Source organism: Streptomyces sp. NBC_01275, from assembly GCF_026340655.1.
GTDB lineage: Bacteria > Actinomycetota > Actinomycetes > Streptomycetales > Streptomycetaceae > Streptomyces.
This window is the reverse complement of the sequence record NZ_JAPEOZ010000001.1, coordinates 7705345-7730217: the sequence shown is the minus strand read 5'-3', so window position 1 is coordinate 7730217 and position 24873 is coordinate 7705345. Positions and strand designations below refer to the sequence as shown.

11 protein-coding genes (1 of these 11 only partly in view) are annotated in these 24873 nt (G+C 73.4%); 4 read left to right on the top strand and 7 right to left on the bottom strand.

Annotation, left to right across the window (positions count from 1 at the left end):
* Nucleotides 1–246: 246 nt before the first annotated feature.
* Complete coding sequence (locus tag OG562_RS33875; RefSeq protein WP_266404816.1) at nt 247–1035, top strand: trypsin-like serine protease; 789 nt, start codon at nt 247–249, stop codon at nt 1033–1035.
* Between the two features lie 158 nt (nt 1036–1193).
* Here OG562_RS33875 and OG562_RS33870 read toward each other — a convergent pair whose 3' ends face one another.
* Nucleotides 1194–2300, bottom strand: coding sequence for a winged helix DNA-binding domain-containing protein (locus OG562_RS33870; protein ID WP_266404813.1), 1107 nt, complete (start codon nt 2298–2300; stop codon nt 1194–1196).
* Nucleotides 2301–2514: 214 nt separating this feature from the next.
* Here OG562_RS33870 and OG562_RS33865 point away from each other — a divergent pair, with 214 nt between their 5' ends.
* Nucleotides 2515–3672, top strand: a complete 1158-nt coding sequence (locus OG562_RS33865; protein WP_266404810.1) for a magnesium and cobalt transport protein CorA — start codon at nt 2515–2517, stop codon at nt 3670–3672.
* Nucleotides 3673–3749: 77 nt separating this feature from the next.
* Here OG562_RS33865 and OG562_RS33860 read toward each other — a convergent pair whose 3' ends face one another.
* A complete protein-coding gene (locus OG562_RS33860; protein WP_266404807.1) occupies nt 3750–6839 on the bottom strand; it encodes an AAA family ATPase in 3090 nt (1029 codons plus the stop codon).
* A 227-nt stretch (nt 6840–7066) separates the two neighbouring features.
* On the opposite strand from OG562_RS33860, the gene OG562_RS33855 reads away from it, so the two are divergent.
* Nucleotides 7067–10213, top strand: coding sequence for an AAA family ATPase (locus OG562_RS33855; RefSeq protein ID WP_323187582.1), 3147 nt, complete (start codon nt 7067–7069; stop codon nt 10211–10213).
* A 240-nt stretch (nt 10214–10453) separates the two neighbouring features.
* Nucleotides 10454–11062, top strand: coding sequence for a response regulator transcription factor (locus tag OG562_RS33850; protein ID WP_266404805.1), 609 nt, complete (start codon nt 10454–10456; stop codon nt 11060–11062).
* A gap of 71 nt (nt 11063–11133) precedes the next feature.
* Here OG562_RS33850 and OG562_RS33845 read toward each other — a convergent pair whose 3' ends face one another.
* The 5 genes from OG562_RS33845 to OG562_RS33825 all read right to left on the bottom strand — a co-directional run.
* Nucleotides 11134–12435, bottom strand: a complete 1302-nt coding sequence (locus tag OG562_RS33845) for an RICIN domain-containing protein (protein WP_266404802.1) — start codon at nt 12433–12435, stop codon at nt 11134–11136.
* Nucleotides 12436–12456: 21 nt separating this feature from the next.
* A complete protein-coding gene (locus OG562_RS33840; RefSeq protein ID WP_266404800.1) occupies nt 12457–16365 on the bottom strand; it encodes a hypothetical protein in 3909 nt (1302 codons plus the stop codon).
* A 337-nt stretch (nt 16366–16702) separates the two neighbouring features.
* Entirely contained in the window at nt 16703–17617 is a 915-nt protein-coding gene (locus tag OG562_RS33835) for a type VII secretion system-associated protein (protein ID WP_266404797.1), read from the bottom strand.
* A gap of 62 nt (nt 17618–17679) precedes the next feature.
* The gene (locus OG562_RS33830) at nt 17680–18330 is read right to left on the bottom strand and encodes a type VII secretion system-associated protein (protein ID WP_266404795.1); all 651 of its coding nucleotides are present in this window, start codon (nt 18328–18330) and stop codon (nt 17680–17682) included.
* A 71-nt stretch (nt 18331–18401) separates the two neighbouring features.
* A protein-coding gene (locus OG562_RS33825) for a lonely Cys domain-containing protein (protein ID WP_266404792.1) crosses the window boundary here: on the bottom strand, nt 18402–24873 show its end. 37946 nt of this gene lie beyond the right edge of the window; only the last 6472 of its 44418 coding nucleotides appear in the window; its start codon lies beyond the right edge, outside the window — the gene reads right to left on this strand; the stop codon is at nt 18402–18404.

Sequence of the window (24873 nt, the reverse complement as noted above, 5' to 3'; positions counted from 1 at the left end):
CGGGGCGCGCGCCCCGCGCGGGCCCGCTGAGCGGGGTCTGAGAGGCGACTGTGGGTTCCCTGGGGCGACCGAGGGTTTTCCCTGCCCCAACTCCCCTAGGGGGTTCCCTCATTGGGAGGAGGGCCCGCGGGTCCTAGCGTAAGGGGCGTGCCGCTCGCCCGGGCACACGGGGGTCGGTCCCGCGACCCCCGTGCACACCCCCACACCCGCGCGACCCCCCACCGGCAACACCCAGCGAGGAGACCCATGTTCGGCCTCACCGTCAAGAAGACCGCCGCCGTCCTCGCGGCGACCGCCGCCGCGGCGGCGACCGCTCTGCTCAGCGCCCCCACCGCTGTCGCAGCGCCCCAGCCGATCGTCGGCGGCACGACGACCACGACGACCACGTACCCGTTCATGATGCAGATCACGGACGCCTCGCAGAACCAGTTCTGCGGCGGCACCCTCGTCTCGGCGACCAAGGTGGTCACGGCCGCCCACTGTATGGTCGGCGAGACCACGTCCAGCGTCAGAGTGGTCGGCGGCCGCACCTACCTGAACGGCACCAACGGCACGGTCAGCAAGGTCAGCAAGATCTGGATCAACCCTGACTACACCGACGCCACCAACGGCGACGACGTGGCCGTCCTGACTCTGGCGACCTCGATGCCGTACACCACGGCGTCGTACGTCTCCTCCTCCCAGACCAGCGTGTACGCGGCCGGCACCACCGCCCGCATCATCGGCTGGGGCACCACCTCGGAGAACGGCAGCTCCTCCAACCAGCTGCGGACCGCGACCGTCCCGATCGTGTCCGACACCAGCTGCAAGAGCTCCTACGGTTCCGACTTCGTCGCGACCGACATGGTTTGCGCCGGATACACATCCGGCGGCGTAGACACCTGCCAGGGCGACAGCGGCGGTCCCCTGCTCATCGGGGGCGTCCTGGCAGGTATCACTTCTTGGGGCGAGGGCTGCGCGGAGGCCGGTTACCCGGGTGTCTACACCCGGCTGACCACCTTCTCCAGCCTGGTGACGACGCAGGTGAACTCATAGTCGCCGCGCCGCCCCAGAAGCACTCCTGAGCACCCCTCAGGTGAATGACCAGGGGGCGCTGCGAGCCTCCACGAGCGGCCCGCAGCGCCCTCTATCCAAACGTCCGGGCCCTCACCGATCACCGGTGAGGGCCCCTCGCCACGCCCCGCGACGAGGCGTCACGTGCGCACGACGGTCCCGAACCGGATGTCGTACGGCTGCCCCGGGTGCATCGTGCGCAGCAGCCGCGCCGCCTCCTCGGCCACGTCCTCCCGCCGGGCCCTGGTGAGGCGGCCGAAGGGCTCGACGACGAGCGCGTCCGGCTCCAGCCTCCACACGCCCGCGAGGAAGCCGTCGACCAGGAGGGTGCAGTAGGCCTGGTTGCCCTGCCAGCTGCGGCCCCGGTGCTCCTCGGGCACCACGCGGGTGCGGTCGGCGTGGGAGAGGAGCAGGTTGTCGAACTCGGGCAGGAACCGGGGCGGGGCCGGGGTGTCCGGGTCCGGGCGCGGAGCGTCGGGGAGGTCGAAGAGCTCGACGCCGTGCTCGTCCCGGTAGGTGCGAAGCCGCGGCCGGAGCCGCTCGAAGACCGGGCGCAGCCGGGTCAGTCCGGCCCAGGTCTGCATGTCCTTGACGGAGGCCGGTCCGAAGGCGGCGAGATAGCGCAGGACGACCGCGTCGGGCGTCGGGGCCGGCTCGGCGGGCCTGCCCAGCCAGTGCTCGGCGGTGGTCAGCGCCACCTGCCCGCTCCTGCCCCACAGTCCGCGCGGGGTGACCTGGACCAGCGGCAGCCGGCAGCGGGCGGCGACGGCCAGGGACTGCGGGTCGGCGTCCGGCCACTCCTCGGCGAGGGCCTCGCGCAGCTGCTTCATCGTGCGCGGCCCGGCCTCGACGAGGTCGCGGGCGAGAGCGGCCAGCCGGTCGAGGTCGACGCCGGCCAGGCCCTTGCGGAAGTACGTCAGCTCACGGTCGCGGGCGGGCTGGACCAGCGGCCGCAGCGTGAGGCAGTCGTCCGCGGTGTGGGTGTGGATGGTCGAGCGCATCGTGACGATCCGGACGACCTCACGGTCGGCCATCAGCGCCGACAGCTCCTCGGGGACGAAACCGTCGAGACGGGCGGCGAGCGCGTAGTACGGCGGCTTGACGTTCTGCGCCTGAAGCCCCAGAAGGTGCTCCACCGCCGCCTTCGGCGACAGCCCGGAGGGCCGCAGCAGCAGCTGCCGGTCGAGGGTCGCGCGATTGAGCGCGCGGGTGCCGAGCACAGGAGCGGCGGCCGTCGTCTTCGTCATGTACGGCAAGCTAGCCGGGCTTGCGGACACCTGGTGGCCGCTGCCGTCCGCGACGCCCGCCGAATCCGCCGCCCGGCGCCTCACGTCGATGCCGTTCGCCCCGTATATCCTGCTCCGTGATCACGCCGTTCCCTCCGCGGGACGCAGATCACGCAGCCGTAGGCTCGACCGACTCGACCGTCTCCGTCTCCGTCTCGACCGAGAGGCAGCCGCGATGCCCGAGCGCCGTACTCCCCGGAAGTCCGCCTGGCGTCGCGCCCTGCCGGGCGCCGCGCCCTCGTCGCAGCCACCCGCCTCCCGCCCGGCGCGGCCGCCCGCCGATCCGCCGCCGCCCCCCGAGCCGTCCGAGCCCGGCAGCGTCGTCCAGGCGGTGCTGTACCGCGACGGCGTCCGCGTCCTGGCCACCGCCACCCTCGCCGAGACCTTCCGGGCCCTGCGCGAGCAGCCGGCCGGCATGGCGTGGATCGGCCTGGCCCGCCCCACCGAGGACGAACTGCACTCCCTGGCCGCGGAGTTCGACCTGCACCCCCTCGCCGTCGAGGACGCGAAGGAGGCACACCAGCGGCCCAAGCTGGAACGCTACGGCGAGACCCTCTTCGTCGTCCTGCGGGCCGCCCGCTACCTCGACGCCACCGAGGAGATCGACTTCGGCGAGCTGCACGTGTTCGTCGGACCCGACTTCGTCATCACGGTCCGGCACGGCGCGGCCCCCGACCTCTCGGCGGTCCGCCGCCGCATGGAGGAGACGCCGGAGCTGCTGCGACTCGGCCCGGAGGCGGTCCTGTACGCCATCCTCGACGCGGTCGTCGACGGCTACCTCCCCGTCGTCTCCGGCGTCCAGAACGACGTCGACGAGATCGAGACCGAGGTCTTCCGCGGCGACCCCGAGGTATCCCGCCGTATCTACGAACTCTCCCGCGAGATGGTCGAGTTCCAGCGCGCCACCCGCCCCCTCGTCGGCATGCTGCACGCCCTGATGGCCGGCTTCTCCAAGTACGGCACCGACGACGAACTCCAGCGCTACCTCCGCGACGTAGCCGACCACGTCACCCACACCAGCGAACGCGTCGACGGCTTCCGCCAGGCCCTCACCGAGATCCTCACCGTCAACGCGACCCTCGTCACCCAGCAACAGAACGCGGAGATGCGGGCGTTGGCGGAGGCGGGGTTCGAGCAGAACGAGGAGATCAAGAAGATCTCGTCGTGGGCGGCGATCCTGTTCGCGCCCACGCTGGTGGGGACGATCTACGGGATGAACTTCACCCACATGCCGGAGCTGCGCTGGGGGTTCGGATACCCCTTCGCGATCGCACTGATGGCGGTTGTCTGCACCAGTTTGTACGTCATCTTCAAGCGGCGGGACTGGCTCTGAGCAATCGCCTCACGAGCGCCCGCACATCCGGCTCAGCGGTGCGGGCAGCCCGGGTTCGGACAGCCCGGTGGCGGGTCCTACGTCCGCTCCTCCTCCTCTTCGTCGCGGGGCACCAGGGCGCCGTCCAGCCAGGCTGTCGTCAGTTCGACGCGGGAGCGGCGGCCGGTGCGCTGGAAGAGCCGGGTGAGGCGTTGTTCCACGGTCTTCTCGCTGCAGGCCAGGCGGGCGGCGATCTGACGGTTGGTCGCGCCTTCACCGACCATCGTGATCAGTTGTACGTCCTGCTCGCTCAGGCCCGGCCGGGCCGGGCGGCGGGGCCCTGGCAGGCCGTTGCGTTGAGCCGTACCGGACAGCGGGGTGCGGCCAGGGCCCGCTATGCCCAGCCGGGCCGTCTCCCGTGCGATGTCGGCCAGCCAGGGCTTGGGGTCGGTGTCGAGTTCCGCCAGGACGCGGGAGCACTCCAGGGCCAGTGGGAAGTCGCCGCGCCCGCTCGCGGACGTGTGGGCCGCTCGCGCGCTCTCCGCGTCCCGGTGCACCACGCCTCGCGCCAGAAGCAGCGCCTCGTACGCCAGGGGAGAGCCCGTCTCGTCGTGCAGAGCCGCCAGTTCCCGTACGACGCGTCGGGCCTCCGGCCGGTCGACGTCGAGACCGCCGCCGGGACCGCCGTCCGGACCGTTGTGCGGACGGCCGTTCGGACCGTTGTGCGGACGGCCGTTCGGACCGTTGTGCGGTCCGTTGTCCAGGGTGAAGCGCAGGATGCGCAGCAGGAGCCGTTCCGTGCCTGCTGCCAGGCCGGCCTCCTCCCGCGCCCGTGCCACATCCCGCCAGGCGCCCTCCAGGGCCTCGTCCGGGCGTCCCGACCAGGAGCGGACCGTCAGGCGGACCCGGGCGGCCAAGGGGTGGGCGAGCGTGTCGGGGATCAGTTCCAGCCAGCTGCGGGCCCGTGCCAGGTCGCCCCGGAAGCAGTGGATTTCGGCTGCCAGGGCGCGCACAGCCGGGTGACCGGCAGTGGAGGCGGGGTGCGTGGCGCGGGTTCGGGCCTCGATGCGTCGGGCTGTGGACAGGGCGGCGTCCCAGTCGCCCGTGTGGTAGGCGAGGACCATGGCGTGGTGGCGGGCGGCGGCGCTGTTCCCCGTGGCGCGGTAGCGGTCGCCGAGCACCGCTCGGAGGCCGCCTGCCAGGTCGCCGTACGATGCGGCTGCCCGCAGCCGGAGTTCGCCCGCCCCGTCCAGCGCCTCCGGGGGCAGGGCACGGCGGGCGCGGTTCCACAGGGTGCGGTTGCCTGTGGCTGCGGACAGCAGGCGCAGTTCGGCCGGGGTGGGCAGCGACGCTTCGGAGGTGCGGGCCGGTGTCGCGGTCGGAGAGGGGGCAGGTGGAGCCTCCGGGCCGATTCCGTACCGGCTTGCCGCCGCGAGCAGTTCGGCGGTCAGCGCGCGGTGGCCGGGGGGATCGGCCGGGAGGGTGTGCTCGTGCAGGGCGGACAGGGTCCAGGCCTGCGCGGTGAAGTGCAGAGATGCGGTGGCCTCGGCGCTGTGCCGGTCGGGCCGGGCGGCGTCCGGAGCGGTTTCCAGGGCCGCGCGCAGGGGTTCCTCCAGTTCCAGGACCTCGGCGTGGGCCGCGCGGGCCAGACCCAGCGCGGCGGCCCGGCACAGTACGGCAGGGGTGCGGGGGTCGTCCGGGGGCAGGCGGCGGAGCGCCGATGTGTAGGCGCGCAAGGCGCGGGGCTGGTCCGCGCGGGTGTCCTTGCGGGCGGCGGCGAGGAGCAGCGGGATGGCTGTGGCGTCCTCCAGGGCCTGGCCCGCGGCTGTCACGTGGTCGGCGAGCCGGGGGTGGCCGGTTCCTGCGGCGGCCGGGCCGAGGCGGTCGACCAGTGGTCGTATCACGGCCGCGTGGAGTGCGGGGACCGTGCGCGAGGGGTGGCCGGGGTTGGGCAGGGTCAGCAGTGCGGTGGCCAGCGCGGGCACCGCGAAGGCGATACGTTCGCCCCGGTCGCGGTCCAGGGTGAGTACGCCGCTTCGGAACAGGGCGTCCGTGGCCTGGGCCGGCGTCCCGGTGTGCGAGGCGCCGGTGTCTGTGCCGGTGGCTGTCAGGCGGTGCAGGTCGGGCAGGAACAGGTCGGCGCGGTGGGTGAGGTGGGCCAGGGTGGCTGCCGCTTCCGTCACCGTGGCGCCGGGGTGAAGGCGTCCCTGCCGGCTGAGTCGAATCAGGCTGAGACGGATCAGGTCGGCGGCGTGTGCGGTGACCGGTAAGGGGAGGGTGACAGCACCACGGGCCTGCGGGGGACCCAGTCGGCCGTCCACCTCCGGCAGTGCGGCGCTGTCCGCCAGGTCGGCGAGGAGGGCCAGGAGGGCTTGGGGGTTGCCCGCCAGTGTGCCGAGGTCATGGGTCACCGCTTCGACCAGTTCCCGTTCCACAGGGCGGCCCAGGCGACGCTCGACGAGTGCGGCCACGGCTCGGGGATGCAGGGGCTGCAGGTCGAGGACTTGGTCGACCGCGGCAAGCAGGGGCGTGCCGCTGTCCTCGCGGTGAGTCGGCGGGTGACCAGGTGCGTGCGGTGGCCCGGCGGCCAGTACCACCGGCAGGCCCGCCGGGCGGAACACCCGCAGCAGCAGTGCGAGGGCGGCGACCGTCGCGGGCGGCAGCCGTTCCATGCCGTCGCCGATCAGAGCGAGCGGGGATCGGTGGGCGGCGGTCGTCAGTGCTTCGCCCAGCGCGGCCAGGACGGCGAGCGCGGCGGGTGAGGCCTGGGGATCCGCGTGGGGCGCGGGGCGGTCTTCGGCCAGTCGTGACCGGGCGCGGCGTACGGCGTTCAACCGGGCCGAAAGGCGGGTGTCACGGATCTTCGCGAGGAGCCCGCACACCGCGTCGGCGAGCGGTCCGGCGGCGACCGCCGCCCCTTGCTCGTCCCGCTCACCGGGGTTCGGCGGCCCGTCGGTGCTCCAGCCCTCGAAGGCGTCCGGTACGGGCAGTCGCAGCACGCGCACACCGTCACCCACCGCCGCCGACCGGGCCGCCTCCAGCACCGTGGTCCTCCCGGAACCGGGTCCGCCGGTGACGAGCAGGGTGCTGGGTTCGGTGGTGGCGCGCAGGACACGGGCGATCGCGGCGATCTCGGTGTCCCGGCCGATCGGACCGGAGTGCGCCACGGGCAAGGGGTTCGGCGGCACGGCGACTCCTCGCTTCGTTCGTCGCTTCCTTCGCCCGGACAGCCGGGCCTCGCCGTTCGATCTCCGACGGCGTCCCACGACCAGCGGGGATCGCGTGGCGGTCCCTGCCGTTTACGCACCGGGCGCAGCAATAATTGCAGTCGCCCTTAAGGTCCGGTCGACCGGGTTTGCCCTGACGGGGAATCGGCCTGCCAGGCAACCTACGCGGCACTAGGAGAGCACGGACTGTGGCAGGTCGGAGAAACACCGAGTTGGTCCCTGGCGGCACTGCCGCCCGGCTGGACCATTCGTACGAGCAAGTGGTCGGCCGGGATGAGGAGTTGAGGGATGTCCAGGCGCGGCTGAGGGATCCTGACGGGCCGCGTCTGGTCGTCGTCCGGGGTGAACGGGGCGTGGGGCGGAGCGCGTTCGTGCGCACGCTCTGCGAGCGGCTCCGGGCGGAGGGGGTCGCGGTGCTGCCGCTGGCCTGTGCGGCCGGGGACACGGAACACCCTCTGTTGCTGGCGTTGCGTCTGGTCCGGGCGCTGCCCATGGCGCGGTCGGCCGGGCCCGGCCCCGGCCCCGGGCCTGGGGTGCCGGGGGCCGGGGCGCCGGGGGCCGGGCGTGGCCGAGGCAGGGTGCGGTCCGACACGGATGCGCTGGCCGCTGTCGAGGCGGGGGATCCGGTGGCGATGGGCCTGGTGCTCGGTGCGGCAGCCGCATCGGGGCGGGCAGGGGGTGCACGGCCGGCGGTCGTGGTGATCGAGGACGCCGAACATGCCGACGCCGACTCCCTCGGCCTGCTGGGCGGAAACGGCGGCGACGGTCTCCTTCCGCCGGACGTCCGACTGTTGGTCACCGTCGTCGAGCGTGGAGCGGCGTGCGAGGGCGGGACAGGCGTCGGGGGCGACGGCGGGGTCGAGGGCGAGGTCGAGGTCGAGGTCGAGGTCGAGGGCGGGGTCGAGGGCGGGGTCGAGGCCGAGGTCGGCAACGCGTCGGCCCGGTCGGGGAGTCGGCGGCCCGTGGAGCGGCTGGCGGGCGAGTTGTCCTCGTACTCCCTCGTGCTCCGGCGGCTCGGTGAGCCGGAGGTCGCCGCCATGGTGGCCGGGCGGTTGCAGGCGACTCCGCAGCCGGATCTGGTGCGGCGGGTGCACCAGTTCGGCCGTGGTGTGCCGGCGGCGGTCGACGCCCTGCTGACCGGGTGGGTACGGGAGGGCGCGATCCGGGTGGCCGACGGCCACGCCTTCCTGAGCGTCCGCGTTCCGGTGCCGCTGCTGCCCGACGACCACCCGCTCGTCGCGGAACTGCGGGCGCTCGGTGAGCCGTACGGGACGGTGGCCGGGGCGCTGAGCATCCTGTGGCCGCTGGGCCGGGCGGCGCTGACCCGCACGGCGGCGGTGACCGGGCTGTCCGCCGAGGAGACACGGGCCGCGCTGCGTGCACTCGGCCGCGCGGGGATCGTGGCGGAACTGAAGGAACCGGCGCGGCCGGAGGAGGGCGCGGACGGCTCGGAGGGGCCGTGCGACGGTGGTCGGGGCGTCCGGGGCTGGATGTTCTGCCTGCCTCTGGTGGAACACACCGTCCGGGAAGGGCTCGGGCCGCTGGAGCGGGCGCGGCTGTCGGCTGCGGCGGTGTCCGAGCTGTGGGGTGAAGGGGCCGGGGGCGAGCGCCTGCCCGCGGAGGCGGGCGGCGGCAGCCTGCTGGCGGAGGCCGATGCGGTGACCTATCCGGCCGACCGGATCGCGGACGCGGGTGTGCTGGTCGACCGGGGGCGGGCCGTCGACGAGCTGGTACGGACCGCGGATCGGCTGCTTCCCGATGTCCAGGGGCCGGTCCTGCTGCGGTACCTGCGGGCGGCCCTCGACCTGATCGAGGATCCTGGGGCGCGCGAGCACATGCTGCTGCGGTACGCGAAGGCCGCCTACGTGGTCGGCGACTACTCGCGCGCGCGGGCCACGGGTGAGGAGATCCTGCGCGACCCCGCCGACAGCCTCACCGATGACCTGCTCCAGGACGTCGCCCTGCTGCTGGTCGCGTCGACGGCCGCCTCGGAGGACTGGGCGCAGGTGTCCCGGATGGCTTCCGCGCACTGGTGGCGGGACCTGCCGCTGCCCCCGATAGCGGCCCTGACGGGCCAGGCGCTGGCGCTCGGCAACACGGAGCGGTGGCTCGAGGCGCGTGATCTGCTGGCGCGGACCGAGCCGATGTGGCGGACCGGCACCCGTGAGCAGTGGAACCCCGAGTGGTTCCGGGTCTGTGCCGAGTGGGTGCTCGGACGACCGGAGCGGTTCCGGCAACTGATGAGCGCTCCGTACGGGCCTGACATGACGCTCGACTCCAAGCACGCTCTCAGCATGGCCGCGGCCGATCAGCTTCTCGGCGCCCGGGATCTGCACGGTGCGACGCGACTGCTGGCCTTCCGCGGTCTGTCGCCGGAGTGGATGCCTCCGTACACCCGCTTCCTGTGGCTGCACCTTCAAGGGCGTTGGGACGAGGCGCTGGCGGTCGCGCGCTGGATGCTGGCGAACCGGCAGGCGTTCAACCCGGCGCCGAGCCACCATCTGCTCCCCGCCCGGACGGCCGCCATGCTCCTGGCCAAGGGGCGCGCCACCAGTGCGCGACGGCTGCTGGACAGCGCGCGCAACCTCCAGGAAGGGCCGCTGGAACTCTTCCTGGACCAGGCCGAGGCCGAGGTGCTGCGTGCCCTCGGCGAGACGGGCGAGGCCGAGCGGATCCTGCGCCGCGCACTGGCGGTGGCGGGCGAGCGCGGACATGCCTACGGCACCGACGAGTTGTGGGCCCTCCTGGCCGAACTCCTTGCGGAGGCCGGGCGGGTCCCCGAGGCGGCCGACGCGCTGGCGAACCTGGAGTCGCTCGCGGAGCGCACCGGGGGCGAACGGACCCGGTTGTTGTGGTGGTTGACGTCGGCGCGGGTCGCGGCTGCGGGCGGCCCCGGTGGTCCTGGCGGTGGACGGGAGTGGTTGCCGGCCGCCGTGGAGCTGGCCCGCGCGCGTGAGCAGCCGTTCGAGACGGCGGTCGTCCTGATGTCCGCCGCCCGTTCGGGGACCGGCTACGAGGAACTGCTGTACGAGGCGTACGACCTGTTCGGCGAGGTCGGTGCCGCACTGTGGCGATTCCATGCGCGTACGGCGATGCGCGAGGCCGGGCTGGCCGTGCCGGGCCGTCGGCAGGTGACCGTCGAGAACGAGCAGTTGCTCGCCACTCTGATCACGGAGGGCCTCAGCAACCGCCGGATCGCCTCGGTGCTGCGCGTGAGCGAGGACGCGGTCGCCAACCGGCTGACGCGGCTGCTGAGCCGTACCGGACTGCGGTCCCGTACGGAGGTGGCCACTGCGGTGCTGACCAGCAGTGCTCCGGCCTGGCCGGCGCGGTGAGCCTGTCGGGTGGCAGAACTCGCGCCAGGTTTCCCTATTCCTTGGTGCACGGGGGGTATTTGCCTACCGATCATGGGGCGGGAACATGACAGCATCGGCCTCCCGTTGCTCAGACTCCCCAACCATGACATCTGTGACATGTGCGATATCCGTGCCCTTCACTAAGCCTGATGTCGTGCCGTCACTCTGGTACCCAGTGGAGGGCGAATGCCCCGGTCGGCGCCCACACTCACCGTTCGGGTGGCGATCCACGCCCCCGATGCCGTCATACGTGCCGGACTGGCCAACCATCTCCAGTTCGACCGGCGGATCACCGAGGTTCCGCCCAGCAGAACCGGCGAGGCCGACGTGACGGTCGTGGCGGTGGACTCCGCCGACGCCGGCACCCTGGACGTGCTCGCCGCGCTGTCCGACCGCCGTGAGTCACGCTTCGTGCTCGTCGTCGGCCGGCAGTGGCAGACCAACATCTTCACCGCCGTGGACCGGGGGGTACGTGCCGTGGTGTGGCGGGACTCCTTCACCCCCGCCGCGTTCGTGCGGGCGCTGATCACCGTCGCGGAGGGCGGGGGCAGCTTTCCGCCGGCCCTGCAGGGCGCACTCATGGAGCAGGTCCAGTGGACCCACCGCGAAGTCCTCACCCCGCACGGCCTGACGGCGTCGGGTGTCACACCGCGTGAGGCGGATGTGCTGCGGCTGATCGCGGACGGCAAGGAGCTGTCGGAGATCGCGGAACTGCTCTCGTACTCCGAGCGCACCATCAAGTACATCCTGTCCGGTCTGATGAAGCGTCTGGAACTGCGCAACCGCGCGCACGCCGTGGCCCACGCCATACGCTCCGGCCTGATCTGACCCGGCACACCGGCATGTCCTGCCCGGTGTGCCGACTCGGACCGGTTGGGCTCAGGTGAGGTCACGCCAGGTCAGTTGACGATCCACTCGTGGTCGTCGGTGGGGCTGCACGGGTAGACGCCCAGCCGGGTGTCGGGGCCGCCGGAGCCGTCGGCGCCCCACACCTCCAGGCACATGCCGTTGCTGGCCTTGTTGTGGATCCAGTACTGGCCGTTGGCCCGGCTCTCCAGCCACCACAGCTGGTTGTCGGCGGTGGTTCCGGTGCAGGTGCCCTCCCTGACGTGGGTGCGCATGGCGACCGCGCCGGTTCCCGGGAGGTCCATGCACAGGCCGTCCTTGACGTTGCGGATCTGGAAGACGTCCGCCCCGTCCGCGCCCGCACCCTTGTAGCGCACCTCGAAGTCCCACATCTGGTTGTCGACGGTGCCCCGGTAGCAGTACTCCTGGAACACCCCGGCGCCGAGCTTCCCCTTGGCCGAGCCGCCCAGGTCGGCGCACATGCCCGTGCTCGCGTTCTTCAGCATGACGTTCTTGCTGTTGGCGATGTCGACGGCGGGCTGCGCCACCACCTTGGGGGACGAGGCCGCCCTCGGGGTCCGTGACGCCGTGGTCGTCGTGCCGGAGGCGGAGGTGGACTTCTCCGTCCCGGTGGCGGCGGGGCTCTCGCTCTGGCTTCCCGGCTTGTTCCGGCCCGTGTCCGTGGAGCCCGCACCGCCGGCGCTCGTGGTCGGAGTGGGGCTCACGGTCGGTGACGCGGTGCCGTAGGCCGGTGTGGGCGCACCCGGTCGGAGCTCCTTCGGCAGCACCACACCGGAGGCCGGTTCGGTCTGCTCGGCAGACCGGTCGTCGTCATCCCCGCCGATGAAGAGCAGCGGTACGGCGAGCAGCAGCGCGCCCAGGATGCCCGCGCCCGCCAGCAGGGCCTTGGCCGGGCGGCCGGAGGGCGGCTCACCGTCGTCGCCGTCGGCCCCGACGCTTGCGGTGACCTGCGTGTCGTCGTCGGAGGCCGATGCCGCGGCTGCGGTCGATGCGGTCGCTGCGGTCGGGGCAACTGATCCGACCGGGGCGGCCGACGCGGCTGCCGCCGCCCCGGACGTCTCGGACCGCCCGCGCTCCCGGCCGACCGAGGCCCCGGGGGACGACTCGGACGACTCCCCCGCCGGGCCGCCGGACCGGGCCCCCGACGGAGCCGGAGTACTGCCGGACGTCCCTTCCGGAACGGACGCCCGGGACGCCTCCTCCGAGGAGGCGGAAGGGGAACCGGAGGCCTCCGGCGGCATGAGGGACGCATCCGGCTCCCCCGGTGCGGCGGGCACCGCGATGGCACGGCGTACCGCGGGGACACCGGGTCCCGTGCGCTCCTGACGAGGCATGTCGTCTCCGTTCTCGGATCTTCAGTCGGCGTGCGGCGCCGTACGGGGCGCCTGCGGGGTGGTGTGCGCCGGGCCGATCGGCCCGTGGCACAGGCCCGGCCAGGCGAAGGCACCGGGCGCGGGGGATCGGCCGCGCAGCGTGTCGTCCAGCCGGGCGAGCACGGCGCGGTCGGCGTCGTCGAGTTCGGGACGCTGCGGGAGGGGGTCGCCCGGGGCGCCCTGGGCGTCGGGCGGCAACTCGCGGAGCATGATCAGCGGGGCCGGGCCGGACCGCCGTAGGTCGAGCACGCGCAGCCGGGTGCCCGGCGCGAACAGCACCTGTTCGACGGCCGCTGCGTTGCTCGGGCGGTCGGTCAGCTGGCGGACCCGCCGCCCGGTGGCGGACCAGATGACGTACTGCGGCCCACCGGGAAGCGGTCCGCCGAACCCTACGGGTACGGCGCCCAGCGGGGCCGGGTCGCGCAGGAGGGCGCCGGCGACCAGGCCGTCGAGGGGCACGTCTCCGGCACCGTGCACGGCGACACCCCGGTAGGAGGGCAGACGGCGGAGCGCCGAGGCGAGGCAGGCGACGTAGGGCAGGAGGCGTTCGTCACCGGATCGCAGCCCCCGGACGACCGCTTCGGGGGAGAGCGGGCCGTCCGGGGAGTTCAGGTAGATGTGCAACGCGATCACATCGGCGCGGGCGGCCTCCTGCTCCTGGGCGCGCAGAGCGGGCATCCGGATGAGGGCCCGGGCCACGGCAGCCCCGTGCCGCTCCCACACGTCCTCGGCCAGCTCCCGGAACGCCCGCCGCTCGTCCTCGGTGCTGATGTGCCCGGGGTGGAACGGGACGGTGGGCCCTTCGGGCGCGGGCAGCCGGGACCGCTCCGGCAACTCACCGGCCGTGGGCGGACGTTGGCGCTCGGGCAGCTCGGTGGGCTGCGACATGTGCGGCCCACGGGAGGAGGCCGGATGAGCCTCCCCGGCCCCTGCCGAGGGCGACGGCGTGGTCGCGGTGCTCGGGGCGGGCGCGCGCCGGGCTTCCGCCGGGTCGCTCCCCTCCGGCCGCACCGGGGACGATCCCGGTACGACCGGCGGCGCAGGCGCCTCGGCGCGCTCCGGCGCCGGCGCGGCGGCGCGGTTGCGGGTGTCCGTCGCCGCTACGGGGGCGGCGGCGGGTTGAGCCGCCTGTCCGATGCCGGCCAACGGCCCATCGGCTGCGGTTGGTTCGGAGGGTTCGGAGGGTTGCGGCGTGGTTGTGGTGACCCGGACGGGCGGGAGTTGAGGTTCCGCTGCCTCCGGGTGCTCCGGAGCGCCCGGCGCCGGCGCGGCGGCGCGGTTGCGGGTGTCCGTCGCCGCTACGGGGGCGGCGGCGGGTTGAGCCGCCTGTCCGATGCCGGCCAACGGCCCATCTGCTGCGGTTGGTTCGGAGGGTTCGGAGGGTTGCGGCGTGGTTGTGGTGACCCGGACGGGCGGGAGTTGAGGTTCCGCTGCCTCCGGGTGCTCCGGAGCGCCCGGCGCCGGCGCGGCGGCGCGGTTGCGGGTGTCCGTCGCCGCTACGGGGGCGGCGGGTCGTGCCGACTGGTCGATGCCGGCCAACAGCCCGTCAGGCGCGGTGGGTTCGCCGAGCGGAGCGGGCGTCGGGAGCTGAGACTCCGACGGCTTCGGCGGCTCGGTGCGTTCCGGGCGTTCCGGGCGTTCCGGGCGTTCCGGCGTGCCCGGCGTCGGGCGGGAGGGGTTTCGCTCCGCGCGGAGCGGCCCGTCGGGTGCTGGGTGCTCCTGTTGTGGGATACGCCTCTGCGGTACGGGGGCAGCCGGCCGCACGGGAGGTTCAGGCTCGGCCAACGGCCCGTCCGCTGCGCTGAGTTCGGCAAGGACCTGGCGCGCGGCACCGGCGAACGGCGGCCGGGCGGGGGTGGGCGCGGCGGGTGCCGTTGCCCTTGGGGCGGCCGGAGCCATGCCGGACGGCATGCCCTCGGCCGATGCGGCAGCCCGTACCGCCTGCTGGGCCGGATTCCCCCCGGCCTGGGGCAGCCGGGCCGGCTCCTCGGTCGGTGCCGCCGCCTGGGCAGGCGAACTCCCGGCCGCCGCCGTTGTCCGGCCGTGCGGGTCCCCCGCCGGTGCCGGCGTCCCGTGCGGATCCCCCGCCGATGCCGTTGTCCGGCCGTACGGATCCCCCACCGGTGCCGGCGTCCCGTGCGGATCCCCCGCCGATGCCGTTGTCCGGCCGTACGGATCCCCCGCCGGTGCCGGCGCGGCGTGCTGAGCACCCGCCGGTGCTGCCGCCCGGGCAGACGTGCCCTCTGCCTGTGCCGCTGCCTGGGCGGGCGGAACTCCGGTCGGTGTCACTGTCCCCTGCGGATCCCCCGGTGGTGCGGCCTGGCCGCTGTGCTGGGCACCCACCGAGGCGGACGGGCCGCCCTGCCGGGCCGCCGCCGGTGCCGCCGGGCCGCCTTGTCGGGCCCCCGCCATCCGGCCCTGCTGGGCACCTGCCGGTGCCGTCAGGCCGCCCGGCTGAGCCGCCCCCGCCGCCCGGCGCGGGGCCGGGAGAGGCGGGGCGGTGAAGCGGACGGCGCGGATGCCGTGTTCGGCCGCCATACGTCGGAGTTCGACGCCCCCGTCGAGGCAGGTGCCCCGTATGTACAGCCGTACCCGGCGGCGGACGTCGGGCCACAGCGAGGTCAGCACCCGGGACAGCACGGGCCAGAGCGAGGCGTCGAGTTCCTCCCCGGGGCGGCCGATCTCGATGGTCGGGCTCTCGGCGTCCACCGGCTGGTGCACCGGTGAGGGTTCCCCCTCCGTCCCGGAGATGTACAGCCCCGCCCGCGTCACCGTCGCCTGCCAGTGCTCCGACAGCCGCACGACGCCCGTCCCCGTCTGCTCGCCGGTCACCGGCGACTCCCAGCGCAGCAGCCGCGGCGTGGGGACGGTGCCGTCCTCCGCCGGGGGCAGGCACATCACCGAGTCCACGAAAGGCCGCCACTTCGGCTCCCCGTCGGCGCCCACCAGCACCGACCGCACCGGCGCGGCCCCGCCGCCGGCCCCGGGGCCGAGGAACGGCAGCCCGGTGTACACCACCACTCCCGCGCCGAGCCGCTCGGCCACCGCCTGCCCGGTACGCAGCACGTCCCGTGGGCCGCCCGGAGCCAGCCGCACGGTGGACCGTACTGCCGTGGGCAGTTCGCCCAGCAGATCGCTCACTTCCCCGCCGAGGATGTCCTCGTCCTCCGGCATGCCCAGCAGCACCAACGGCCCCCGGGGATCCACCGGGACGGCGTAGCACAGGTCTCCCGGACGCGGGGCGGCCGCCTGCCCGGAGCGCGCCAGCACACCGGCCGGGATCGGATCGATCAGGTAGCCGCCGTCGGTACGTGCGGGCAGTGCCTCCACGGCGGGCTGCCAGTCGGGTGCCGGCTGGCGGGCGCCGAGTCGGTCCGGCTCGGCGCCCGGCGCGAACCGCCACCAGCTGCCGTGCGCGAAGAGCGTGCCACCGGGCACCACGAACACGGGGCCGTCCGGCGCGATCACCGTCAGCTTCCAGCCGTCCGCGAGACGGCGGGCCAGCGCCGGACGGTCCGGACGGCCGCCCCCGGTCCCGGACATGACGAGCCGGACCGTATCCACGCGGTCGTCGCGCAGCACCGAGAGGAGCGTGCTCAGCCGGGCCCACAGCCCGGCGGCCCGCGTCGCGCCCGCCCCGGCGACGACGGTCACGGTGTGCTCGGCCTCGCCGGCCAGCGCCCGCACCAGGTCGGCCAGGTCGGTGGGATCCAGCGTGTCGTCGTCGGGGGTGCGCAGCAGCCGCAGGCCGTCGTACTCCTCCACCAGCAGCCCGTCCCCGGCCCCCGGCCCGGCCGCTCGCGGCGACTCCGCCCCGGGTACGGCGGGCACCTCGCGGCGGCGCTCCCTGCCCTGGCCGAACCAGCGCGACCGGCGGCCGCTCCGGGTCACCGGCGCACTGCCCGGAACCGGGACAAGGCTGCGGTCTCACTCATGATGGCTCGTCACCTTGGGTGGTTGCGGGAGGTGTTGTGAGGTACGGGAGCCTCGGTGTCGTCGCCGGCGGATGGGGCAGGCGGGCATGAACACCGGCAGCCTAGGGAGCCAGGGCGGCGGCGCACCGGCGCACCGGCGTGTGATTGCACCTGGGGCCACCCAACTCTGCCCGCCTCGGCGGTGGCCGCCGGTTGATCACGGATCAGGCGCCAGGAAGGTTTTCCCGAGCCGCGCGTGCCCGCGCTGCACGAGGGCGGTGGTCGCCGTCTGTCCTGCGGGGCAGTCCGGTGGATCAGTTACCCCATGCACTCGGTGCGGAGGCGGGCTCGGCGGGGGGCTCGGAGGCGGGCTCGGCAGGGGGCCGGACGTCGTCCTCTGCTATGCCGAAGTCGAAGTCGCTGAGGTCGAGGTCGAAGTCGGTGGCGGCGTCGTCGGCCGAGGTGGGCGGGTCGTTCGCGAGGGCGCCGCTCTCCGTCGGCACCCTCGACGTGGCTGCGGTCGCGGCTTCCGCTTCGGCTTCCGTTTCGGCTGCCGCCACCGCTGCCCGGAGGGCGTCCGTGTCGACGACCATGCTCACCGTCGCCGACGGGTTGACGCACAGGCTGTGGTCGGCGGGCAGGCGGTCCAGCAGGTCGGGGGTCTTGATCAGCTCGAAGGACAGCTCGCCGTAGCGGTGCAGGAAGGCGGGGGAGCTGAACGCCAGGATGACGGCGGTGCCATCGGGCTTCGCGGCGGAGACCGGGGTGCCGTCGAGGGCGACGAGGACGGCCAGTTCGGCGGTGGCCAGTTCGCGGGTGACGGTCTCGGCGGGGGCGTAGCCGGTCGTGGCCAGTTGGATGGCCGCGTCGATCACGTCCAGGGGTTCGGGCCAGCCGTGTGCGTCCGGGGACGGCTTGTACGCCTCGTTGTCCTGCCACTCGATGATCTCGCCGTCCAGGTCGGTGCGCCACTGCCCGACCACCGCCCACTCCGGCGGCTGACCCTCGCCCCGCCAGGTCGGGTCGACGTAGTAGAGCCAGTGGTCGGGGAGGAGCTTGGCCGCCTTGACGAACTCCTCGGGCGGGGCCGGGTCGATGGCGGTGGTGGCGTCGGGATCAGTGGCGGTGGCGGTGGCGGTGGCGGTGGCGGCGGTCGCGTCGGCGTCGGTGGTCGGCGTGTCGGTGGTGGGCGTGTCGGTGGTCGGCGTGTCGGTGGTGGGCTCGCTCATGGGTCCTCGGGTTCTCGGGCTGTCGGTCGTCGGGTCGTCGCTGGTCCAACCGGGCATCGGGGTCAGGGCGTCGTGGCCGGCTCGCTCCCGTCCGTCCGCTTCGCCAGTGCCGCCGCCAGCCCTTCCATGGCCAGCACCATGCTCACCGCGGCCGAGCTGTTGAGGCACAGGCTGTGCCCCTCGGGAATCCGGTCGAGGACGTCGGCGATCCGCACCAGCTCGAAGCCCAGCGGCCCGGTCCGGTGGAGGTGGCCCGGCGAGGTGTAGACCGGGACCACCGCCGTGCCGTCGGGGGCCGACGCGCGTACCGGCTCGCCCTCCGCCGTGACCAGCATCGACACCTCGGCCCCGGCCAGGGCGGCGGTGACGTCCGAGGCCGGGCCGTAGCCGGTGGTGGCGAGCTGGATGGCGCGGTCCACGTCGTCGGTGGGCTCGGGCCAGCCCCGGGCGCCCGGCGACGGCCGGTAGTCGTCGTTGTCCACCCACTCGACGATCTCGCCGTCGGCGTCGGCGCGCCACTGGCCGACCACCGCCCACTCGGGCGGCGGGGCCTCACCGCGCCAGGTGGGGTCGGTCAGGTAGAGCCAGTGGTTCGGCGCGGCCTTGGCGGCCCGGACGAAGTCCTCCGGCGGTACGGGGTCGATCGCGGGTCCGGCTGCGTGGTCGACCGGGGCGACCGGGGCGGCGGGGGCTTCGCCGTTGGACTCACTCATCTTGTCCTCGTTCGCTGTGCTCGATGTGCCTGCTGTGCCTGCTGTGCTTCCGTCGGGAACGCCACGGCACGTCATCCTCCGGCCACGGCAGGCCCGGGCCACGGCCGCGGGACGTGGGGCGGGGCGTCCTCGGCGAAGTGTGGTGCGCCGGGCAGCGCCACCTGCCAGCCTCCGTCAGCAGCGGATCCGGGCTGCGCGGTGAGCACCGTACGTCCGTCCCCGCTCTGCTCGGACAGGTGCGTCGGGACATCGGTCCACCACACGGGACGGCCCAGGTACAGCGCCAGCCACTCCGCCAGCTCGTCCATGCCGGGCCCCCGACCGTAGAGGGCGAGGGGAACGTCCGGGTGAAGGCGCATCAGGGCGCGGTCGTTCCCCATCACCTCCCGGTACTCGGTGCCCGGGATGCGCAGCGTCCAGCCTTCGAAGGTCACTACGACATGGTCCGGCTTGTCCTCGTCCACCACGACGCCCACCGGATACGGGACCCGAGGCCACGGCGCCTCCACCAGGCCGGCGGACGTGTGGATCTGCGCCAGGTTCACCGGCTTCCGCTCCGCACCCGTGAAGTCACGGCCGTACCCTTTTTTCACCTCGGTCTCAGCCTCAGCCTCGGTCTCAGCCTCGGTGTCGGTGTCGGCGTCGGCGTCGGCGTCGGCGTCGGTCATGTCGGTATCGGCGTCGGCGTCGGCGTCGGTCATGTCGGTATCGGTATCGGTCATGACCGAGGTGACCGTGGTGATGGCGGTGGACCCGAGGATCCCGTTCCGCTCCAGGTGGAACGCGGCCGCCACGTCCGGGTCGGTGGCGTCCCGCCCCGCCGCGAACGCGTGGGTGAGCAGCAGCCGCAGGTTGTCGAGTTCCCATTCGTCGACGTGGAGGGTCGAGCCCAGATGGAGCACCCGTACGGCGAGTTCGTTCAGGTTCGCACCGGGCTCGTCCAGCACCTCCCCGGCCTTGACCCGCGCCCAGAACATCCGTGACCGCTCCGGCTTCCGCACCGCACGGGGACCGGAGAGCCCCAGGGCGTGGACGGTCTCGCCCACCATGGCGTCCGTATTCACCCACTTGGCAGCCTCCAGCACCGCCTTGGGCAGCGTCACGAACTCGGACTCGCTCATCCGGGCCGGGGGCAGTTGGGCCGCGCGCCGGGTGGCCCGCTCCGCCGCCGCGGCGGCCAGCACCTGTACGGCGACCTCCTGGTCCAGCCCGAACCCGCCGGCCTCCGGACGTTCCGCCACCACCCGTTCCAGCAGATCCAGTGTCAGCGGACCCGCCTGCGCGAACGCCGGGTCGGCCCGCCACATCTCCTCCACCGCCGCCACCCCGGACAGCAGCTCCCCGAAGTCGGAACGGTCCTGCACCCGGACGCCGAACACCGACTTCAGCGCCCGCACCAGACGCAGAGTCCGCGCCCGGAGCCGCGCCCGCTCCTTCTCGGTCAGTGGGCCGTCCCCGACGTGCAGCCCGGCCGACCGCGCCAGCGTGTCCAGTTCGGTGTCCAGCGGCTCCGGCCGGAACAGCAGCCACACCCGGTACCGCCCACTGGCGTCGGTGTCCAGGTACCGCACGTACTTGCCGTCCTGCGCGGCCATCCGCTGCGGGCCCTCGGGAGCACGCACCCAGCGCCGCGCCTGGTTCGCGATCTCCTGCCCCACCGCGACCTCCGCCAGCGGATCGGGCACGAACACACCGGTCAGGGCCGGGCTTGCGGTGTCGGGGGCCGGCAGGGCACGGTTCCTGGGGGTCCCGGACCAGCAGATGCCGAGGTCGATCCAGTGCTTCTCAGACAGATGGGACGTCTTCCACGCCGCCCACCGGGCCACCGTCCTCTTGGGGACTTTGCGTACGCGGAGGCGGCCGGTGGCCCTGTCCCGTACCACCAGGTCGACGTAGTCCGGTCCGCCGTGCGCGGTCACGCGGTGCGCCGTCTCCTCGGAGAGCGGTTCGTCCTCAGGGCCCGGAGTCGGCAGCGGGCGCTCCGGGCTCACCTTGTCCAGGGCGCTGTTGTAGTGGACGAACGTCGTCGCCCGGCCGCCATAGTCCTCCTCGAAGCCGTTCGCGTACTCCTTCGGTGGGAACGAGGCGTCGCCGATCAGCACGTCCGTCGACTCGTCGACGATGGGGAAGGACACCACATCGGCCCACCAGCCGGGCATGCGGTCGTCGAGAACGGGCCCCTCGCCCGGCCGGATCGAGACCCAGGCGCCCTTGGGGACTCCCGGCCGTCCGGTGACCGTGTCGATGCCGGCCGTCGTGTTCAGCCCACCGGTCCCACCGGTCCTACCGGTCCTACCGTTCCCGTCGGCCCGCCGGGTGACCCGCACCTCGCCGCTGTGCACCCGCAACTCCAGGCCGGAACGCTCCGCGAGCCGCTGGAGCCGCTCGCGGTGGCGGCCCAGGAAGGGGACTGCCAGCACGACCAGGGTGCCCGGCTTCAGACGCGCCCGCGCCAGGTCCGCCGCCACCAGCTCGACGAACTCCTCCAGTTCCACGTCCTCCGTCGTGCCGTCCACCAGCTGCACCACCACCCTGCCGTTCCGCTCCTCGCCCCCGACGACGTACAGATCCTTGTCCTTCGGCCACGGCGTCGCCCGCCGGGGACCGGCGAGGACGGTCAGCGAGCCGTCCGAAGCCGGTACGAGGACATCGCTTCCGGCGGTGTCCAGTTCCAGGCCCCCGATGGCCTCCATGACGTCCGGACCCAGCCAGTTGAGACCGTCGATCCGGTGTCCCCCCACCGTGAACCAGGTGCGCCGGGCCCGCCCCGTCGCGCCCAGCCCTTCGAGGCGGTACGCCCCCAGCTCCGCCACGCTTCCCGCCCGTCCGGCCTGCTCGGCCGCCCGGACCAGCTCGAACAGCCGCGTACGTGCGGCTTCGTCCACCCGCGCGCCGGCCGGCAGACCCAGGACATGGCGGGCCACCACGTCCACCCGGAGCGGACCGCTCCGGAACCGCCGGTCGCGACCGCGCAGCACGTCCAGCGTCTGGAACGCCGCCGCGTCCCCGGGCAGGGCGACCGCGACCGTCGCCCACCGCGCCAGGTCCGCCTGCTCCACGCCGACGAGTCGGGCCGCCTCCTCGGACGGCCACTCGGAGTGCTGCCGGGTGATCGTGAAGTCCGCTACGTCCAGGGGCTGTTCACCTGTGGGCAGGTCCTGCTGAAGCTTCTCCAGCGCCTCGCCCAGGAGGCCGGTGAACTCCTGGTGCGCGTTCCGCGCCCGCTTGGTGCCCTCGGCGTCGGTGCCGTACCCGGTGATGTGGGCGGGCGGGAGCGCGACATCCGCCCGCCGGTTCCGCAGACCGGCCAGCGCCATTTCGTACGCCAGTTCCCGGACGGTCTGCCGCGGCTCCCCGAGCAGATGCTCCGTGCCCTGGGCCCAGAACACCACGGGGGTCAGCTCCCGGAGTGGCCGCAGCGGCCTGTCCTCGGGCCGAACGGCCGGTGGCGGCTCGAACGGCGCGACCGGCGCGACCGGCTCGACCGGCGCGATGAAGATCCGTGGAGCAGCCCCCTCCAGGCCGGGCATCCTCGGACCGGGCATCGCCTGCCCCGACGACGACGCCCGGGGCGCCGGCCGCCCGGACGGCTCCCACTCCATCGCCCCGGATCGGGCTCCGGATTCAGCGCCGGGCGCAGGCGCCTCGGACGCAGCTCCGGCGTCGGACGCATCGCCCGGCGTGGAGCCCTCCGGAGGTCCCCCCGGAGGTCCCTCCGGGGTGTCGAAGAAGGGGGCGAAGCCCTGGTCGTCGTGAACCCCCAACCTGTTGCGCGCGGTCGCGAGGTGGTTGGCAACCGTCTTGGCCTTGATCTTGAGCATGCGGGCGATATCCGGGATCGCATACCCCTGGTGGGCGAGCTTGACGACGCGCTTCTGTGCCTCGGTGAGTTTGGACAGGTCTCCGGGCGAGGGTGCCTTGCTGGGTCCCGACGACGCCTTGCTCGGGAACCCGAACCGCGCGGCGAGTTCCTGGCGCTTGTGCGCCCCCTTCGCCGCGGTGATGCCCAATTTTTGGTAGACGTTGGTGAGGTGCCATTTCACGGTACTGAGCTCAAAGCCCGTGGTTGTGGAGATCGCCTTGCCGCTGTGCCCCCGGGCGGCGAGTCTGGCGATCCTGTACTCCGTGTCATTGAGTTCGCGCAGTTCTCCGGGCAAGGGCGCCCTACCGGTTCCCGACGACGTCTCCGCCACCGCCCCCTCTGCCGCGGGCACGCCGTCCCCGAGCCCCCTTCCGCCCGGTGCCGGTGGTGGCACCGGGAGCGGGGCATGCCGGACGGACCGCGGCTCGACCGGAACCGCCTTCTGCCAGATCTCCGCGCCGACGGGCGCTCCGGTGAGCACGGTGAGCACGGTGAGCACGGGGAGACCTCCGTCGGCGGGGTCGGACCATACCGTGGGGAAAGGGGTCCACCACACAGGATGGCCGGTCAGCCGCGTCGCCAGCCGCGTGGCCAGCTCCGCCGTGCCGAGCCCCGGTCCCGAGAACAACAGGAGTACGGGAGTGTTCGGGTCCTGGCCCGTCAGAGCGGGGTCGTTCGCCGTCAGCGCCAGGAACTCGTCGACCGACAGGTCCTCCGTCAGATCCCCGAAGGTCAGCCGGAGACGGTCCGGATCCCGCTCGTCCAGCGTGATGGTCACCGGGTAGGGAGCCGGCGTGTCCACCTGGCCCGGGCCCGGGTCCTGGTCCTGGTCCTGGTCCTGGTCCTGGTCCGGGTTCCGCCACGGCGCGAACTCCATACCATCGGGGGTAAGGAACCGTGCCAGATCCACCAGCGGGGGCTGGTCGCCCACGAAGTCACGTCCGCGCCCCGGGACTCCGTCCTGGACCGTGTGCACGGCAGTGGTCCCGTAGGCTCCGCGCGCCTCCAGGTCGTACACGACCGCCGCACCCGGGCCGGACACCTCCCGCCCCACCAGGATCGCCCGGGTCAGCAGCTTCAGTGCCTGTTCGCGGCTCATCCAGTCGGGCTCGATCCCCGGATCCATACGGAGCAGTCGGCTGACGAACGCGTCCTCGTCCGCCCCGGCCGCCTCCAGGACCTCCTCGGCCCTGGCCCGCGCCCCGAACATCCGCGACCGCTCCGCCGCACCCACCTGATCGGGACCGGACAGTGACAAGGCGGCCACGGCATCGTCTTCCGCCGCGCCCCCGTGCAGCCATTCGACAGCTGCCTCCCAGGCCGTGGGACTTCCCGCCCACCCGGCCGCTCCGGCATCCCGCACCAGCCCGAAGAGCATCCCCCGCGCGGCGTCGTCCATCGGTGTGCCGTCCGTCAGACGCAGAACACGACGGGCCACCGCGGCCAGGTCGAACGGACCACCACGCAGCTCGACGTCGCGCGCGCGCAGCACATCCAGCCTCGCCACCGCCGCCGCTTCCGGGGTGAGGGTGAAGCCGACCGTAGCCCCCCGCATCAGCTCCTCGTACGGCACACCGGCGAGCGCGACCGCGGCATCGGACGGGCGGTCACCACCCGGCTCCGCATGGACGGTGAAGTTCTCCGCGCGCAGCCGCGGCGCATCCTCGGGGAGACCCTGCTGAAGAGTATTCAGCGCGTCGTCCAGACGGCGGATGAAAGCCCCGGTGGCACGCTCCGTACGCAGCAGACTCATGTCATGGCCGTGCTTTGTGCCGCCGTACCCGGTGATGTGGATCGTCGGGAGTGCGACCCTCGCGTTCCAGTTCCGCAGACCGGTCAACGCCGTCTCGAACGCCTTTGCCTCAAGGCTGTTCTGTCCCTCCCCGGACACGCGGTCCGTGACGGGGTCGAACTCCACACCGGTCAGCCCCGACAGCGCCCGAAGCGGCCCGGCCCTTCGCGGATCAACCGGATCCGCCGCCGCTTCCGGGGGGAAGGCGACCTCGACCGTCACCTGCCGTGCCGACACCGCGGGTGGCACATCGGTGAGTTCGGTGGAGGGCCGGAGACCACTCCACCCCGGGGGGATCATGAAGTCCGCCGCGTGCAGCCTCGGCACGTCCTCGGGCAGCCACTGCTGAAAAGTGGTCAGCACATCGTCCAGATAGCCGGCGAACACGTCGGACGTGGACTGCGCACGCCGCATACCACTGCTGCTGTAGCCGTAAGAGGTGATACGGACCTCCGGCCGCGCACCTCGAAGACCGGCCGCCGCCACCTCGAACGCCAACTCCTTGAGGTCCCTCTGCGCCTTCGGGAACATCGTCTTGTAGTCCCGCCTGAACTGCGCCGCGACCAGCCGCCGACGCGCCGGGAGCGGGGCGGCCGTCGGCGGATCGACCGGCGCGGTGAACGCCGGACTCGCGGCAGCGTCCTCCGGGCCGGACTCCTCCGGGTCGGACTCCTCCGACCCGGACTCCTCCGGGTCGGACTCCTCCGGACCGGGCATCGACGGCCCCGGCGTCACCGGCCGCTCCGACGACGGCCCCGCCACCGGTGTCTCCACGGGCTCCCACTCCATCGCCCCAGCCCCGGACGCACCCTCCGGTGCGGAACTCTCCGGACGTCCCTCCGGGGTGTCGAAGAAGAAGGCGAGTTCCTCGCGGGAGTTGATGTCCAAC

Coding starts and splice junctions, on each gene's coding strand:
- OG562_RS33875 (WP_266404816.1), top strand. CDS start 247: ATGTTCGGCCTCACCGTCAAGAAGACCGCCGCCGTCCTCGCGGCGACC.
- OG562_RS33870 (WP_266404813.1), bottom strand. CDS start 2,300: ATGACGAAGACGACGGCCGCCGCTCCTGTGCTCGGCACCCGCGCGCTC.
- OG562_RS33865 (WP_266404810.1), top strand. CDS start 2,515: ATGCCCGAGCGCCGTACTCCCCGGAAGTCCGCCTGGCGTCGCGCCCTG.
- OG562_RS33845 (WP_266404802.1), bottom strand. CDS start 12,435: ATGCCTCGTCAGGAGCGCACGGGACCCGGTGTCCCCGCGGTACGCCGT.
- OG562_RS33835 (WP_266404797.1), bottom strand. CDS start 17,617: ATGAGCGAGCCCACCACCGACACGCCGACCACCGACACGCCCACCACC.
- OG562_RS33830 (WP_266404795.1), bottom strand. CDS start 18,330: ATGAGTGAGTCCAACGGCGAAGCCCCCGCCGCCCCGGTCGCCCCGGTC.